Origin of the sequence: Hymenobacter wooponensis (assembly GCF_004745865.1) — a bacterium.
Classification (GTDB): domain Bacteria; phylum Bacteroidota; class Bacteroidia; order Cytophagales; family Hymenobacteraceae; genus Hymenobacter; species Hymenobacter wooponensis.
In genome coordinates this window covers 941,324-957,579 of sequence record NZ_SRKZ01000001.1, presented here as the reverse complement: position 1 = coordinate 957,579, position 16,256 = coordinate 941,324, and the positions used below count along the sequence as shown (strand labels likewise).

Sequence of the window (16,256 nt, the reverse complement as noted above, 5' to 3'; positions counted from 1 at the left end):
TAGCGGGCAACACTGGCCTAGCAGGCGTGGAAAGTGGCAGCGTATCTTTCCTTATTCATTCCTGCCCCGTTTATGAAACAACTTTCTTTTCTGCTGTTGGCTGGTTTACTGGGTGTTGGTGCCCAGGCGCAAACCGTTCACTCACCTAGCAACAAGCTCACCCTCAGCTTCCAACTCAGCCCCAGCGGCGAGCCAACCTACCAGCTCCGCTTTGGCGCTAGGCCAGTACTGAAGCCCAGCCGCCTCGGCATGTTGCTGCAGGGCCAGCCGGCACTTGACAAGGGCCTGACCATTGCGAAAATCGATTCCAGTCAGCACGACGATACCTGGGTGCCCGTGTGGGGTGAGGTGAAGCAGATTCGGAACCGCTATAAGGAACTGGCCGTAACGCTGCAGCAACCTGCCAACAACGGCCGCCGCCTGGTGGTGCGCTTCCGCCTCTACGACGATGGCCTAGGCTTCCGCTACGAGTTTCCCCAGCAGCCCGGCCTGACCTACTTCGTGGTGCAGGAGGAGAAAACCGAGTTCAACCTGCCCGCCAACCACAAAGCTTTCTGGATTCCGGGCGACTATGACTCTAATGAATACGCCTACAGCACCACGCGCCTGAGCGAGGTAAATACCACGCCCATTGAGCCTATTCAGCTAAAGGCCGCCCCCCAGCGCATCCAAACGCCACTCATGCTCAAGTCCGACGACGGGCTATACGTGAATATTCACGAGGCGGCGCTGGTGAACTACCCGGCTATGATGCTGAACGTGGACACCAAGAGTTTTGGGCTGAGCAGCCAACTGGTGCCCTCCGCCACTGGCGCGGCTGCCTACCTGCAGGCGCCCGAGCACACGCCCTGGCGCACCATCGTGGTCAGCGACAAAGCACCCGAAGTGCTGGCCAGCAAACTCATCTTGAACCTGAACGAGCCTACTGCCTTCGCCACCACCGACTGGATTAAGCCCCAGAAGTTTGTGGGCGTGTGGTGGGAGATGCACGTGAACAAAGCCAGCTGGAACTACGCAGATACCAGCAACATCAAGCTGGCCGGCACCTACTGGAGCAAGCTGAAATCCAACGGCCACCACGGCGCCAATACCGCCAACGTGAAGCGCTACATCGACTTCGCCGCCAAGCATGGCCTAGCCAGCGTGTTGGTAGAAGGCTGGAACGTGGGCTGGGAAGACTGGGCCAATAACTGGAAGGAAGAGGTGTTCGACTTCGTGACGCCGTACCCCGATTTCAACGTGCCGGAGCTACAGGCCTACGCCGCCAGCAAGGGCGTGAAGCTGATGATGCACCACGAAACCAGCTCCTCGGTCACCAACTACGAGCGCCGGCAGGATGCTGCCTACCGCTTCATGAAGCAGTATGGCTACGACGCCGTGAAAACTGGCTACGTGGGCCGGATCATCCCGCGCGGGGAGCACCACGATGGCCAGTGGATGGTGAACCACTACAACCGCACCGCCCAGAAAACCGGCGAAAACCAGATCATGGTGGACATGCACGAGTCGGTGCGCCCGACTGGCCTACACCGAACCTACCCGAACTGGCTAGCCTCGGAAGCGGCCCGCGGCAACGAGTTCAACGCCTGGAGCACCGGTAACCCGCCCGAGCACGAAACCATTCTGCCCTTCACCCGCCTCATGGGCGGCCCCATGGACTACACGCCCGGCATCTTCCAGATCAAGCTGGAAGGCTGGAACCCCGAGCGCAACCAGGGCAAGCAGGTACACACTACGCTTGCTAAGCAGCTCGCCCTCTACGTGACGATGTATAGCCCCGTGCAAATGGCCGCCGACTTGCCTGAGGCCTACGAGCAGCGCCCCGACGCTTTCCAGTTCATCAAGGATGTAGCCGTGGATTGGGACGACACGCGCATTTTGCTAGCCGAACCCGGCGACTACATTACCACCGCCCGCAAAGCTAAAGGCAAGGAGGAGTGGTACCTGGGCTCCATCACCGACGAAAACGCCCGCACCCAAACCGTTAAGCTCGACTTCCTAACGCCCGGCACCAAGTACGAAGCCACCATCTACGCCGACGGTAAAGGCGCCTCCTGGGACAAGAACCCGCAGGCCTACCAGATCCGCAAGCAGAAAGTAGATAGCAAAACCACACTGAAGTTGCAGCTTGCTCCCGGCGGTGGTGCGGCGGTAAGCATTAAGCCGCTTAAGTAACTTACACTACTGCCCTAGGCCACAACATCGTTTCCTACCTATCATTTCTACCTAATCTTACAACGTGTATTTCCTTAAAAGTGCTTTTCAAAAAGGCCTGATGGCGGTTCTGGCGGTTGGGCTGCTCACTAACTGCAAGTCTGACCCTCAGGTAGACCCAACGCCGACGCCGGCCCCCGCTAGGCCTACGCAATATGGTACTCCGTTTACCGGCGTGCCCAACCGCGAGGATGCAGTGATTTATCAGGTAAACATGCGGGCCTTTAGCCAAGGCGGCAACTTTGCGGGCGTAACGGCCCGGCTCGACTCCATTAAAGCGCTGGGCGCGAATGTGGTGTACCTGATGCCAATCTACCCGATTGGGACGGTGAAGGGAGTCAACTCGCCCTACGCCGTGAAGGATTATCTGGCCGTGAATCCAGAGTTTGGTACCCTCACCGACCTAAGAGCTTTAGTAGACGGGGCGCACAGTCGGGGCCTGAGCGTAATGCTGGATTGGGTAGCCAACCACACCAGCTGGGACAACGCCTGGATTACCCAGCACCCCGATTGGTACTTGCGTAATGCTGCCGGCGCTATTCAGAGCCCGCCCAATACGAACTACACGGATGTGGCCCAACTGGATTTTGCCAGCCCCCCCATGCGCCTAGCCATGATTGACGCTATCAAGTCGTGGGTGTACACGGCCAACGTGGATGGATTCCGGTTCGATTACGCCGATGGACCGCCGGTTGGCTTTTGGAAGCAGACGGTAGATTCTCTGCGCAACATCAAAACGCACAAGCTGCTGTTACTGGCCGAAGGTGCCCGCAACGCCAACTTCTCCGCCGGCTTTGACTATAACTTCGGCTCAGAGTTTTACGGTGGGTTCTGGGATGTATACCGCCGCGGCAAGCCCGTGTCCTCCTTCAATGGGCTCAACAACAAAGAATACGTAGGCGCCGACGGTACTCAGCAAGTGGTGCGCTTTACCACCAACCACGACGTCAACGGCTCCGACGGTACTCCTGAATACTTGTTCGGCGGCGAGGCTGGGGCTATGTCCGCCTTCGTTATTGCCTCTCTCTACAAAGGCGTGCCGATGATTTACAACGGGCAGGAAGCAGGCATGACCACAGCTATTCCGTTTCCATTTACTTCCGTGAAAATCAATTGGGGCGCGAAGCCCGGCGTGACGAAGGCCTACAAGCAATTGCTGGCCATCAGGGCCAAAAGCCCCGCTCTGCAGCACGGCACCACCACCGATTATAACGCCCCCGATGTGTGCGCATTCACCAAAACTGCTGGCAATGAGCAGGTGTTAGTACTGGTAAATGTGCGCAACAGCGCCACCCAATACAACGTGCCTCCCGCACTAGCGAATGCTACCTGGACGGATGCGCTGCAAGGCGGCTCCGTAACGCTAAGCAACCGGATGACCTTGCCTGCCTATAGCTATAGGGTGTTGAAAAAATAAAAAAGCCAGTTGTATAGCCCTGTTTGGAGCAGCCGGTAAAGCAAGAAGCCCCAGCCGTATGGCTGGGGCTTCTTGCTTCTATTGACCCTAGGCCACTATTGCCCCGGCGAGTACGTTCGCTCGGCATGCTGCTTCACGTCTTCGGGGTAGAAGAGCACATCCTTAAAGTTTTCCTCGGCATATAGGCCTGCTTGGTCGGTGAAGTGCGGAGAAGAGGGCTGGTTGCTGTTACCGCCGGCTAGTACGGAGCGGGCTTTAACCCGTGGGCCAAACTCCACCACTGCAATAAAGCTGTTCCCTACGCTGCCGTAGCGCTTCTTGGTGCCAGGGTAGGAGCGGGAGCCAAAGGCGGCCAACGAGCCCCAGGCAGAGGAGGTGAAGGCTACCGGCAGGCTGGGCTTCTGGTCATCGTAGGTTTCCTGGATGTTGCCGGTGAGGCGCTGGAAGCGATTCACATCGCCCCAAGGCTTTTGCCAGGTGCCGAAGTCGCGGGTAAGCTCATCGAGGGTTTCCTGCAGGGCCGCTACCTTCTCCTGAGGTGTGGTATTGGCGATGGTGAACTTGACAAGGCTGATGTAGTCCAGCACCTGGTTGGCGGGCACCCGGGGACGGCTCAGGCGCAATATTCGCTCTCCCCAATACGTAGCCAGTGTCTGGGCTACCGAGGTTTTGCTGTAGCGCTTATCCCAGGCCTGCAGTTGCTTCATAGCTTCTAGCAACTCCCCCTGTGGCGGGTTGGGGCCATCGGTCACGCTTTGGAAGTCCTTGCCTAGCGCTGGAATCAGCTCCTCAAAACCTGCCAAGTAAGGGTCTTTAGCGGCGGCAATCAGCGTATCAAGCGTGAACATGGGTTTGCGGCTGAGCACACGCACAGCGTTGATGCCGCGGTAGTTCTCCGCATCGGGGGCCATGTAGGTGGGGTACTTGGCTTTGCTAGGGCTGCTAGGCCCCGATACGGTGTAAGGAGTAGAATTGCAGTTCTGAATGAAGCCGCTGGCTGGGTTCATCACCTGCACTATGTCGTTGGGCTTATGCAGGCCTTTCCAGTCGGTTTTGGGGTTGCTGCCATCTACCGGCTGGCTCCAGTCAAACTGCGGGTCGCGGCGGGGCATAAAGTTGCCGTGCCAGTAGGCAATGGTGCCTTTGTTGTCGGCAAATACCGTGTTATTAGAGGCGTTACCGTTGAGCTTAAGGGTCTTCTTGAAGCTGGCGTAGTCGGTGGCCTTAGTGCGCAAGTACGACTGCTCCAGGGCTTCCAGCGGCGTATCCATCATACGCACGGTCACCCACTTATTGTCGCTCTGCTGGCCTACCACAGGGCCGTGGTGGGTGCGGTAGGTGGTAAACTCTTTTCGCACCATTTTACCATCCTGCAGGTAAGGAATCGAGACGGTAGTCACCTGCACCGGGCGCAGCTTCTTGCCATACCGGTAGTAGTACTTCCCATCTTTCTTCTCAATGGTCTCCAGGTACTCATCCATGGAGTCGGCCTGGCTGGAGGTGTGCATCCAGCCGCAGGTTTGGTTGAAGCCCTGGTACACAAAAAACTGCCCCCAGGTCACGGCGCCGTAGGTGTTCAGGCCGGCCTCGCTGGTTACCTGCACCTCGGGACGAAAGTAGAACGAGGTGTGTGGGTTAATAAGTAGCAGGGCGTGGCCGCTGGCACTTTTGGCCGGGGCAATGGCAAACCCGTTGGAGCCCACCGGCTCCCGCTCGGCCTGCTCGAAGTCGGGCCGCTGCCAGGAGGTAGACTTACGGTTGGCGTAGAAGTTCTTTAGCCGCTCCAAGGGTACCACGCTGATATTGCCGCCAATGCTGCCTTCACTGAACATGAGCGGCATCCAGGGCTGAAAGCGGCGCAGCAACCGGGGCTTCACGGTGGGGTGGGAGTAGAGGTAGTAGTTGGTGCCATCCGCGAAGGCATTCAGCAACTGCTTCATCCAAGCCGGGCTTTTCTGGTAGATGCTGATGGCCTGGGTGCTGTCCATGAACAGGCGGGCCCGCAAGTCATGGTAAATGGCTGATTCGCCTTCTACTTCCGCCAGCCTCCCAATGGCGTCGAGGTAGTTCGTTTCTACCCGCGGGAAATCGTCTTCACACTGCGCGTAGAGCAGGCCGAATACCGCGTCGGCGTCGGTTTTGCCCTGCACGTGCGGCACACCCCAGTTGTCGCGGGTAATGATGACCTGCTTGGCTTGCTGCTGCCAGCGGGCTATTTCAGTGGGAGTAAACGTTTGGGCTTGCGCGCCTACTGCTGTCAGCAAGAGGCCTAGGGGTAAGAAGGAACGCATCGGAAGAAAGAAGAGTGGAAGTAGCATTTCGAGCTTCTGCATATTCAGCAGCCACAAGAGATGCTAGCTGATCGGGCCGAAACACTAACTTACCGCCAATATCTTTTATCGCTTCAATACAACAAAGTATCATGGTCGAAGTAGCCAAGGACGGCGACAACGTCTTGTTCCAAGTAAAGGGCTTGCACAAGCTTTGGGCGTTCAAAAATCAACTGCAGATTCCGCTAGGCCACATCAAGAGCATCCGCCAAGACCCAGAGGTTCTGAAAGGGTGGTGGAAAGGCTTTCGAGCTCCCGGCACACACATTCCGGGCATCATTGCGGCGGGCACTTTCTTGCAGCAAGACAAACGCATTTTCTGGGACGTGCACCACGCTGAAAATGCCCTGATTATCGAGCTTGAACACGACGAATATGATGAACTGATAATTGAGGTAGAAAACCCTACGGCTGTTATCGAGCTGCTAAGCCCCACCAAAGTGTAGTACTGTTCACTTCTCAAATTGAGAGAGTACAGAGCTAATACGCGAAACCAGATAGCAGCAGGAGTATAGGTGTCCTGTTTTGATACGCGCTAGAATTTTTGTTATAAAATTTGTAACTATTTCGCTGGTTGATCTTAATGTTCAGTGGAATTATATGCAGGTTTTACAACGGAATAATGTGCACGTGTTAGGCCAAGGCCCGCAGACAATGGTATTCGTGAATGGGTTTGGCTGTGATCAGAGTATATGGCGCTATATCACCCCGGCCTTTTCCAATCCGGAGCAGTTTACCCTCGTGCTCTACGACCACGTTGGGGCCGGGCAGTCTGCCGCGGCTGCGTATGAGCCCAGTAAGTATGCCTCTCTGCAAGGCTATGCGCAGGACCTCATTGAAATCTGCGAGTACTTAGACTTGAATGACGTAATTCTGGTTGGGCACTCCGTGGGCAGTATGATTGGGATGCTGGCCGCAATCACTACGCCTAACCTCTTCAAACAACTACTGATGCTATGCCCTTCCCCTTGCTACGTTAATCAGGCAGGGTACCATGGCGGATTCGATCGGGCAGATATCGAATCTATGCTAAAGTTCATGGAAACGGACTACGTAGGGTGGGCCGATACGTTTGGCCCCTTTATTATGGGTAACCCAGATCGGCCTTCGTTAGCTGCTGAGCTCACGCATAGCTTTTGCCAGACTAACCCCGCCATTGCCCGGCAGTTCGCCCGAGTCACGTTCTTGTCTGATAACCGGATCGATGTTATGAACTTACAACAGCCCTGCTTAGTAGTGCAGTGTGAGGAAGATCTCATTGCTCCCCCAGAAGTAGGTGAGTACTTGGAAGGAGCCTTGCCCGATGCTTTACTGGTAACGTTGCCCGTAACGGGGCACTGCCCACAGCTAAGTGCCCCCGCCCAAACGCTCTCGGCCATGGAGATGTTTCTGGCAGCCTAGGCCTATCAGCCTGTATGGTGACTAAATGGGCCCGTGGAAAACAAACAGGCCTGCCCCGGATAGGGCAGGCCTGTTTGTTTTTTATGCAAGTGCTGATTAAGCCGAGAACGAGGAGCCGCAGCCGCAGGTGCTCTTAGCTTGGGGATTGTTGAAGACAAAGCCGCGAGCGTTCAGGCCATCCTGGAAGTCAACTTCCATGCCCATAACGTACATGGCGTGCTTCTTATCCATGATGAGCTTAACGCCGTCGAGGTCGAAGGTTTCGTCCTGGTCTTTGGCTTTATCGAAGCCGAGCAGATAGCTCAGGCCGGAACAGCCGCCGCCCTGAACGCCTACGCGCAGACCGTATTCGGCGGGCACGTTTTTCTCGGTGAGAATATTCCGGACCTCCACCAAGGCGCGCGAGGTGAGGGTAATGGGAGCAAGTTTCGTGGAGACGGCCGTTGCCATAGTGTGTTCGTCGTTAGAGAAGTAAGGCGACAAAGATACAAAGACGGCGGCAGTAGCAACATGCTTCGTCGAGGACGAGCGGGGCACTACCGGAGTACGTACTTCGTTTGAGACCTTAACAACAAACAGGGGCCTACGGTTCACCATCTATATTTGTGCAGCCCTAGGCCACTATTCAGCGTATTCATGAATACTGCGGCAGCTACCGTTACTATAGGTTGCCAGCCATTGCTCACTGAAATTTTTCTAGGCATCTTTCTGATTTCTCCAGCCTCCTCTACATCTATAGCCCCTCATGGATTCTACCGCGTACTTCTTCGACCTGCTCAAGATTATTCTGCCGGCACTCATTGTAGCTGGCATCATTTACTTCCTCTTTCAGCAGTTTCTCGAAAAAGAGCAGCAACGCCGCTTGGTTGAGCTGCGCATGGAAGCCAGCAAAACCACCCTGCCGCTGCGGCTGCAGGCCCTTGAGCGCGTGACAATGTTGCTAGAGCGTATTACACCCAGCAACTTACTGGTGCGCGTGAGCAGCGCCGGCATTTCGGCCGTAGACTACCACCGCCTGTTACTCCAGGAAATTCGGGCGGAGGTAGAGCACAACCTGAGCCAACAATTATACATGCAGCCCGAAACGTGGGCCTACGTGAAGCAAGGCCAGGAAAATGTGGTAAACCTGATCAATAACCAGTTTCGTGGCCTCCCCAACGCGCAGCAAGCGCGTGGCCCCGAGCTAGCTAAGCGCATCTTAGAAAGCCTGATGACCGATGAAGCCGACCCCACGGCACAGGCCCTGCTGGCTGTGAAGCGCGAGGCTGTAGCCATGTTTTAACACCCGTTAACACAGTCATTCCGAGCGAAACGAGGAATCTGGGACTTGCCTAGAGAGGCTATCCAGATTCCTCGTTTCGCTCGGAATGACTGTGTTAGACCAGCTTCTATCTTACCGGCTGCCCATGGGGGCAGTAGGGCGGGAACGAAGGTCTTGCTTCATTTCCTGCTCCTTGAGTTTTTTGCAGGTGATGAGAACGAGGGCGTCGCCGCTCATGGCGTTTTCGTCATAGCTCATGTGCACCCGTTTCGCATTCCAGGCGTAGCGCTGAGCGAAGCGGTTGTTTTGCACGCCGGGGCCAGCCTGCTCCTGCAAGGCTTCCAGTACACTTTGGCTGTTTATCTGACCGTGGGTCTTCAGCATTACCACGGCAAGCTTGCCTTGATAAAACCCATACGTGATATCGGCTACCTCACCGCTGCCAAGCTTCTTTTGCTCGCCGGTGCGCCGGTAGTATTGCGTTTTACCAGCCTTTTCGGCCAGCACCATATCCTTGTAGCTAGAAACCGGGGTTTCGAAGCGGGCTCCCTGAAACCCGTAGGTTTCATCGAGAGTCTGTAGGCTTGGTGCGCTGTCTTGGGCCATGGCGGCGGCCACTGGCACTGTGAGTAGGCAAATAGCTACGGAGAGAAATTTCATAAGCAAGTAAAATACGGCAGCAAACCCACCGGAAACGGATAGAGTGGTATCCCGTCGGAATACCATGATGCAAATAAAGTATAATAAATGAGCCCAGAGAGCCTCGCTGGGCCTCCGGGCTCAACAATAACTTCAACTTGTGCCTATACTGTTGCTAACTGAGCATCGATAGCGCGCTGGTAGCAAGCTTCATAGCGAGGAACGATATTATCGACTGCAAACTCCTCCGCGCGGGCGCGGGCGGCTTCCTTGAACCGAGGCAGGTTGTCGTCATCGAGAACGTAAAGCGAGTTTTTTACCATATCAGCCACATCACCTACGTTGCTGACCATGCCGGTTACTCCGTGCACGTTCAGCTCGGGGATGCCACCGGCGTTGGTGCTGATAACTGGCACCTCGCACGACATAGCTTCCAAAGCCGCCAGGCCAAAGCTTTCTTTCTCCGAAGGCATCAGGAACAAGTCGGCAATGCTCAGCACCTCTTCCACGGCTTCCAGCTTGCCCAGGAAGCGCACATCGTTGCTCAAGAGGCCTAGGTCGCGGCAGATCTTCTCAATGCGGGGCCGGTCGGGGCCGTCACCTACCAGCAGGAGCTTGGCTGGAATTTGCTTGCGCACTCCGTCGAAGATGTGTACTACATCCTCCACACGCTTCACCGAGCGGAAGTTGCTGGTGTGTACCAGCAGCTTTTCCCCATCGGGGGCAATGGCTGCCTTAAAGTGCCCCTTATTCTGCTTCTTAAAGCGCTCTAGATTGATAAAGTTGGGGATAACTTCAATATCCTTCTCAATGGCGAAGTACTCGTACGTTTCGCGGCGCAGGTCCGCCGAAACCGCCGTCACGCCATCTGACTGGTTGATGCTGAAGGTAACCACCGGCTCGTAGCTGGCGTCTTTCCCCACCAGCGTAATATCGGTGCCGTGCAGGGTGGTAATAACGGGCACCCGAATGCCCTTGGTAATGAGGATTTGCTTGGCCATGTATGCCGCCGAAGCGTGCGGAATGGCGTAGTGCACGTGCAATACATCCAGCTTCTCATTCTGCACAATGTCTACCATTTTGCTGGCCAGCGCCAGCTCATAGGGCGGGAACTGGAACAGTGGGTACGGGGGAATATATACCTCGTGGTAGAACAGGTTCTCGTTAAAGAAATCGAGGCGAACGGGTTGGCTGTAAGTAATAAAATGGACGCGATGCCCTTTTAGGGCTAGGGCCTTGCCCAGTTCAGTTGCCACGACGCCGGAGCCGCCGAAAGTAGGGTAACAGACAATGCCGATATTCATGGGAGCTTCAGCTAGCGCCCTACCGCGGCGGGTATGGGCGAAGAGGGGAGTGAGAAAGTGAAACGGGGTAACCTCAACGTGCAACGGACACAGCCGGAGCCGGACCGTTGCGGCAGCTAAAGGAAGCTCCGCATTAAATTTTGGTTACGTACCTACCCCAGAAATGTAGGCGGCACAAAAAACCGGCGGCAAGTCATCCCGCTTGGATGCCTTGCCGCCGGGGCAGATCAGAGAAGCAAAAGAGTCTGACAACAGATCATGTTTTCTGCAACGACTTGTAAATCACGTCGTGGATACGGGTGCGGATGTTGAACTGACGCAGCTTGTTGTTGCCAGCGTCGGGGTACACTCGGTTAGAAAGAAAGATGTAGAGGATTTTGTTTTCGGGGTCCATCCACACGCAGGTTCCCGTGAAGCCCGTATGGCCAAAAGTGCTGGCCGGCGAGAGGTTGCTGGTCGGGCCTTCTGGCTTCGATGGGTCGCCCCGGTCCCAGCCTAGGCCCCGGCGGTTGCCGCCCTCTTTGCTGTTGGCAAACTCCGATACTACCGGAGTCTGGAAGAATTTCTGCCCACCGTAGCGACCATTCTGCAGGTTCATCTGCATGAGAATGGCTAAGTCGTTGGCATTCGAGAACAAGCCCGCGTGGCCCCCAACGCCGCCGAGCATAGCGGCCGTTTGGTCGTGCACGTTGCCTTGGAGCAAGGTATGGCGGTAATACGTATCATTCTCGGTAGGGGCAATGCACGACTTCGGGAATTTCTCCAGTGGGTTGTACGTCATGGTGCCCAAGCCAAGAGGCTGATAGAAGCTCTTCTGCAAGAAAGCGTCAATTGGCTGCTGGAGCAGCTTTTCTGCCACGCGCTTCAGTACAATAAAGCTCAGGTCGCTGTACTCTACGGGGTACTTGCCTTTCACCTTTGGCAGTAAGCTAGAGCGCTGCACCCACACCCACACAGAGTCATCGGCCGTTTTTAGGCTGTACATCTCAGGCGTTACCTCCCGGGGGAAATCGGGGGAGGCAGTGCTGGCATAGAAGGTAGGCTTCGGGCCATTCTTCGTTACCGTCTTCTCCCAAGTAGTGATGCCAGGCTTAAGTCCTGCCTGGTGCATGAGCACTTCCCGCACAGTCATCTCGCGCTTGTTTGTGCTCTTCAGTTCTGGCAAATAGGCCGATACACGCTCATCCAGGCTGAGCTTGCCCTGATCTTTCAGGTACATGATAGCCTGTAGCGTGCCGGCCACTTTCGTCACCGACGCCAAGTCGTAGAGGGTGCTGCTGTTTACTGGCTGCGACTTATCGTACGTGCAGTAGCCATAGCTCTTATCAAAGACCACCATCCCGTCTTTGGCCACCAGAACCTGGCAGCCCGGTGCGGCCGCGTAGGCCACCGACTCCAGTGCTACGTTATCAATCTGGGCCAGCACCCGCGAGTCCAGACCGGCCGCTTCGGGCGTTCCGTAGCGCAGGCGTTTGTAATCCGGAGTAGGAAGGCCTTGGCCTGCTTTCAGAGTTTCTGATACCGTAACGGGCAGCCTACCCTTGGCGGGAAGAGCCCCAAACAAAATCTGCGGCATCACCAGCTGCGAAGCGTAATTATCCTCATAGCCGCACACCAAGGTCCGGGCGTCGGCGAGGCTTTTTAGAGCATATGCGTTGCCGAAGGCCACTACCACCGTTTTGATGCGTGGGTTAGCCTGGAGGTCTTTTAAAAACTTCAGTGCCCCATCCCCAATACCATAGTTATGGGTGGGCGTGTTGTTCATGTTGTGTAAGCTCACCACCACCACATTATAGGGCGTGAGGCGGTTGAGCAAACGGGCAAACGACGAGTCGGGGGCGTAGCGGTTGGGCACGGCGTATACGGGGCCGCTTTGGTACTTGCCCATAATCTCCTTGTAGGTCGGGGCGTCGGAGCCGATGGTTACGGCGGCGATGCGCAGCGTATCAAGGCGCAGGAAGGGGAGGAGGTCGTCGTCGTTTTTAACTACCGTGGTAGCGTGCTCATAAATCTGCTGCTGCACCGTGCGGCTAGTGGGCCGGTTGAGGTTGGTCATCAGATTAGGCACATCAACGGGGCGGTAGCGGTTGAGGCCCGCCCAGTACTTGGCGCGCAGGATCTTGCGTACCCGCGCATCTACATCGGCCTGCTCAATTTTGCCAGCGGCTAGTATGTCCTTGATCTTCTGGATAGCCATCGGTACGTCTTCCGAAAACAGAAGCACGTCGTTCCCGGCAGCTAAGGCCAGGGCATCTAGCTCACCAGGCTTGTAGAGGTTGGATACGCTCTTCATGTTCAGCGCATCCGTAAACACCAAGCCGCGGTAAGCCATCTTATCCTTCAGTAGGCCAGTCACCAAGTTTTTGGAGATGGTGGCCGAGAGAGTCCGGACAGTGTCGAACAGGGGCATGTAGAGGTGGCCTACCATCACGCCCATCACGCCCGCCTCAAACGACTTCTGGAAGGGGTATAAATCCACGCTGGTCAGGCGGGCCATATCAGAGTTGATAACTGGCAGAGCCACGTGCGAGTCCACGTCGGTGTCGCCGTGACCGGGGAAGTGCTTCACTACGGCCATGATGCCGTGGTCTTGTAGTCCTCGGATGTAGGCCACTCCACGTTTAGCTACCTGCTCCTTGTTCTCGCCAAAAGAGCGGTTACCAATAACTGGGTTGCTGGGGTTCGAATTGACGTCGATAACGGGCGAGAAGCTCACGTGCACCCCCAAGGTCTTCATCTTCAGGGCAATTTCGCGGCCCATCTGATACACGTACTGGTCGTCGTCCATGGCACCCAGAGTCATACCCTTGGCGAAATGCATAGAGCTGTCGAGGCGCATATCCAGGCCCCACTCAGCATCCATAGCAACCAGCAAGGGCACCTTGGCACTGGCCTGGTAACGGTTAACCAGAAGAGCCTGCCGGCGCGGCCCCCCCTGCAAGAACATCAGTCCGCCGATGTTATAGTTCTTTACCAGGAAGTCGATGTACTGAGCATGCTTGCGGTCCTTGTTGGAGTACGCCGCCACCATAAACAGCTGCCCCAGGCGCTGGTCGGGCGTCAGGGAGTTGAATACACTATCGACCCAGTTTTGCTCCGCCACCGACATAGGGCGTACCTCTTCTACCCGAGGAGCGGAGGAGGAGATGATTAGACCCGTGATGGCCAGGAGGAGCAAGAAGAGTCCAATCCGAAAGTCTTTGAGCATCGGCTCCCGTAGTTCGTGCTGAGGTTAATATAAGGTGAAAAGCGAGGCAAAAGCCCTACTTTTGCCTCCTCCTAGAAGCGTGTGAGGAGAGTGTTCCGGCTAGGTGAGGAGCCCTTTTTACTGGCCCTCGTGCCTTGCCTTCCCAAGCTCCTAACGTATGCGCGGAAGAATCCGTCCCATGCAGCACACACAAAAGTTGGCCGCAAACTTACGGATATTTTCCCGACGCCGGTTGTTATCAGGCGGATAGCTGTCAATTTCAGGCCAGCGCTTCACCTCTTTTTTCTTCTGATTTTAGTTGTTTATGGCGGATATTATTCAGCTGCTTCCCGAATATTTAGCCAACCAAATTGCCGCCGGTGAAGTAGTGCAGCGCCCGGCTTCGGCGGTGAAAGAACTGCTGGAAAATGCCGTAGATGCCGGTGCAACCCAAGTGCAGCTCATCATTAAAGAAGCCGGCAAGCAACTGGTGCAGGTAGTGGACAATGGCACTGGCATGTCGGCTACTGATGCGCGCATGAGCCTAGAGCGCCACGCCACCAGTAAAATCCGCACTACCGACGACCTGTTTCGGATTCGCACTTTGGGCTTCCGGGGCGAGGCTCTGGCCAGTATTGCGGCCGTGGCCCAAGTGGAGTTGCGCACCAAGCAGCGCGGCCAGGATACCGGCAGCCTGCTGCTGGTAGAAGGCTCCCAGATTGCCAGCCAGCAACCCGTAGCTTGCCCCGATGGCACGAGCATCAGCGTGAAGAACCTGTTCTTCAACGTGCCTGCCCGTCGCAACTTTCTCAAGAGCAATGCGGTAGAAATGCGCCACATCCTCGACGAGTTTCAGCACGTGGCGCTGGCTAATCCGCAGATCAGCTTCTCGCTGTTCCAGAATGATCTGGAGGTGTTTAACCTGCCGGCCGGCAAGCTGAGCCAGCGTATTGTGGCCTTGCTGGGCAATGGGTATAAAGAGCAACTGGCTCAGGTGGAAGAGGTGACGCCTTTTATATCGGTGAAAGGATATATCGGCAAGCCCGAGTCGGCGAAGAAGAGCCGCGGCGACCAGTTTTTCTTCGTCAACAACCGCTTCATCCGCTCGGCCTACCTCAACCATGCCGTGCTGACGGCCTACGAGGGCCTGCTGCCCAAAGATACGCACCCGTTCTACGTGCTGTTCCTGGAGCTCGACCCCAAGACCATCGACATCAACGTGCACCCCACGAAAACTGAAATCAAGTTTGAGGACGAGAAAACCGTGTACGCCATTGTGCGGGCCGCTGTGAAGCAGAGCCTAGGCCTGCATAACATGGCGCCGTCGCTGGACTTTGAGGGGGACGTGAACTTTGCACCCATTCAGCCCCTACGCCTTTCGGGCAACGAGCAGAACCCCTTCGCCGGCGACTTCAAGCCCGACGCACTAGCCTCAGCCGCCGCCCGCGCCGCCAGCACGCCTAGCAAGACCGAATCGAAGCCGGGGCGCTCCGATGCCTATGAGCGCCAGCTGCCGCCCCGCCCCACCGACCAAGCCAAACGTGAGCTGGAGGAGTTCTACAAGAGCCTGCAGCAAGTGAAGGTGCCCGACATTGAGCGGGAAGCCACGGCTGTTGGGGTGCCTGTGCCGTCGGCTGCGGCCATCACCGCCGCGCGCCAGGCCGAGGAGGCAGCCCAGCAGCCAGCACCGGAGCTTCCGAGTAGCTTTGTGAGTGGCCTAGCCACGCCTACGGAGCCAGTAGGCCAGGTGGCCGCGCCTTTTGTGCTGCCGGCTCCGTCGGCCGCATCCCCTGAACTGCCCTTGCGGGAGTCGTCATCTAGCACAGCGCCCGGTAACAAGGTGCTGCAACTGCACCAGCAGTATTTGCTGGTGCCCGTGAAATCGGGGGTAATGCTGATTGACCAAGTAGCGGCCCGCGAGCGGATTTTGTTTGAGCAGTACGCGCAGGCACTCGAGCGAGACACCAGCGCTTCGCAAACGCTACTGTTCCCGCGCACGGTTACGTTCACGCCCCAGGACTTTGCTATTCTGCGCGAGGTGGAGGAGCCCTTGAAAGCGCTGGGTTTCCGCTTCACTGATTTCGGTAAGTATACTATTGCAGTGGAGGGCATCCCGGCGGATGTGCCGGCCCGCGATGAGAAGGAACTGCTGGAAGGCCTGATTGAACAGTTCCGGACCCACGCCGGCCCGGTGAAGCTCGACCGGCGAGAGCAAATGGCGCGCGCCCTGGCCCGGCGGGTGGCTACCAGTGCCGCGGGCAGCCGCCTCTCTGAGTTTGAAATGACTGCGTTGGTAGACAAGCTCTTTGCTTGTTCAATTCCGAATTACACACCCGATGGTCGCCGCACCCTGGTGCTCTTAGAGCTCAGCGAACTGCAGGCCTTCTTCACCCGCTGAGTATCCTAGGCCACTCAGGTAATAGAGTACTGAAGTCATAAACGGACGCCATGCTGAACAGAGGGGAAGCATGACGTCCGTTTAACTTTCTAGCTTTACCATGTA

General features: G+C 56.5%; 11 protein-coding genes. 6 read left to right on the top strand and 5 right to left on the bottom strand.

Features of this window, described 5'->3' with window-relative positions:
- The first annotated feature begins 72 nt into the window (after positions 1–72).
- Positions 73–2,175 carry a glycoside hydrolase family 97 protein gene (locus tag EU557_RS04025; protein ID WP_135529113.1) on the top strand — a complete coding sequence of 701 codons (2,103 nt, stop codon included), beginning with the start codon at positions 73–75 and terminating at the stop codon, positions 2,173–2,175.
- A 64-nt stretch (positions 2,176–2,239) separates the two neighbouring features.
- The gene (locus EU557_RS04020) at positions 2,240–3,631 is read left to right on the top strand and encodes an alpha-amylase family glycosyl hydrolase (protein ID WP_245326157.1); all 1,392 of its coding nucleotides are present in this window, start codon (positions 2,240–2,242) and stop codon (positions 3,629–3,631) included.
- Positions 3,632–3,726: 95 nt separating this feature from the next.
- Here EU557_RS04020 and EU557_RS04015 read toward each other — a convergent pair whose 3' ends face one another.
- Positions 3,727–5,922 carry a penicillin acylase family protein gene (locus EU557_RS04015; RefSeq protein WP_135529112.1) on the bottom strand — a complete coding sequence of 732 codons (2,196 nt, stop codon included), beginning with the start codon at positions 5,920–5,922 and terminating at the stop codon, positions 3,727–3,729.
- Between the two features lie 131 nt (positions 5,923–6,053).
- On the opposite strand from EU557_RS04015, the gene EU557_RS04010 reads away from it, so the two are divergent.
- Positions 6,054–6,407 (top strand): hypothetical protein, encoded by a 354-nt coding sequence (locus EU557_RS04010; RefSeq protein ID WP_135529111.1) that lies wholly within the window; start codon positions 6,054–6,056, stop codon positions 6,405–6,407.
- Between the two features lie 154 nt (positions 6,408–6,561).
- Positions 6,562–7,362 carry an alpha/beta fold hydrolase gene (locus EU557_RS04005; protein WP_135529110.1) on the top strand — a complete coding sequence of 267 codons (801 nt, stop codon included), beginning with the start codon at positions 6,562–6,564 and terminating at the stop codon, positions 7,360–7,362.
- A gap of 96 nt (positions 7,363–7,458) precedes the next feature.
- Here EU557_RS04005 and EU557_RS04000 read toward each other — a convergent pair whose 3' ends face one another.
- Positions 7,459–7,812 (bottom strand): HesB/IscA family protein, encoded by a 354-nt coding sequence (locus EU557_RS04000; RefSeq protein WP_135529109.1) that lies wholly within the window; start codon positions 7,810–7,812, stop codon positions 7,459–7,461.
- A gap of 295 nt (positions 7,813–8,107) precedes the next feature.
- Here EU557_RS04000 and EU557_RS03995 point away from each other — a divergent pair, with 295 nt between their 5' ends.
- A complete protein-coding gene (locus EU557_RS03995) occupies positions 8,108–8,644 on the top strand; it encodes a DUF7935 family protein (RefSeq protein WP_135529108.1) in 537 nt (178 codons plus the stop codon).
- 111 nt (positions 8,645–8,755) lie between these two features.
- Here the strand turns inward: EU557_RS03995 and EU557_RS03990 are convergent, their stop codons facing one another.
- The 3 genes from EU557_RS03990 to EU557_RS03980 form a co-directional block, all read right to left on the bottom strand.
- Positions 8,756–9,283: a hypothetical protein gene (locus EU557_RS03990; protein WP_135529107.1), complete on the bottom strand. Its 528-nt coding sequence runs from the start codon at positions 9,281–9,283 to the stop codon at positions 8,756–8,758.
- Between the two features lie 143 nt (positions 9,284–9,426).
- Positions 9,427–10,566: an N-acetyl-alpha-D-glucosaminyl L-malate synthase BshA gene (gene bshA / locus EU557_RS03985; RefSeq protein ID WP_135529106.1), complete on the bottom strand. Its 1,140-nt coding sequence runs from the start codon at positions 10,564–10,566 to the stop codon at positions 9,427–9,429.
- A 256-nt stretch (positions 10,567–10,822) separates the two neighbouring features.
- Positions 10,823–13,774: a serine hydrolase domain-containing protein gene (locus EU557_RS03980; protein ID WP_135529105.1), complete on the bottom strand. Its 2,952-nt coding sequence runs from the start codon at positions 13,772–13,774 to the stop codon at positions 10,823–10,825.
- A gap of 304 nt (positions 13,775–14,078) precedes the next feature.
- Between EU557_RS03980 and mutL the strand changes: the two genes are divergently transcribed.
- Positions 14,079–16,151 (top strand): DNA mismatch repair endonuclease MutL, encoded by a 2,073-nt coding sequence (gene mutL, locus EU557_RS03975; RefSeq protein ID WP_135529104.1) that lies wholly within the window; start codon positions 14,079–14,081, stop codon positions 16,149–16,151.
- Positions 16,152–16,256 lie beyond the last annotated feature (105 nt).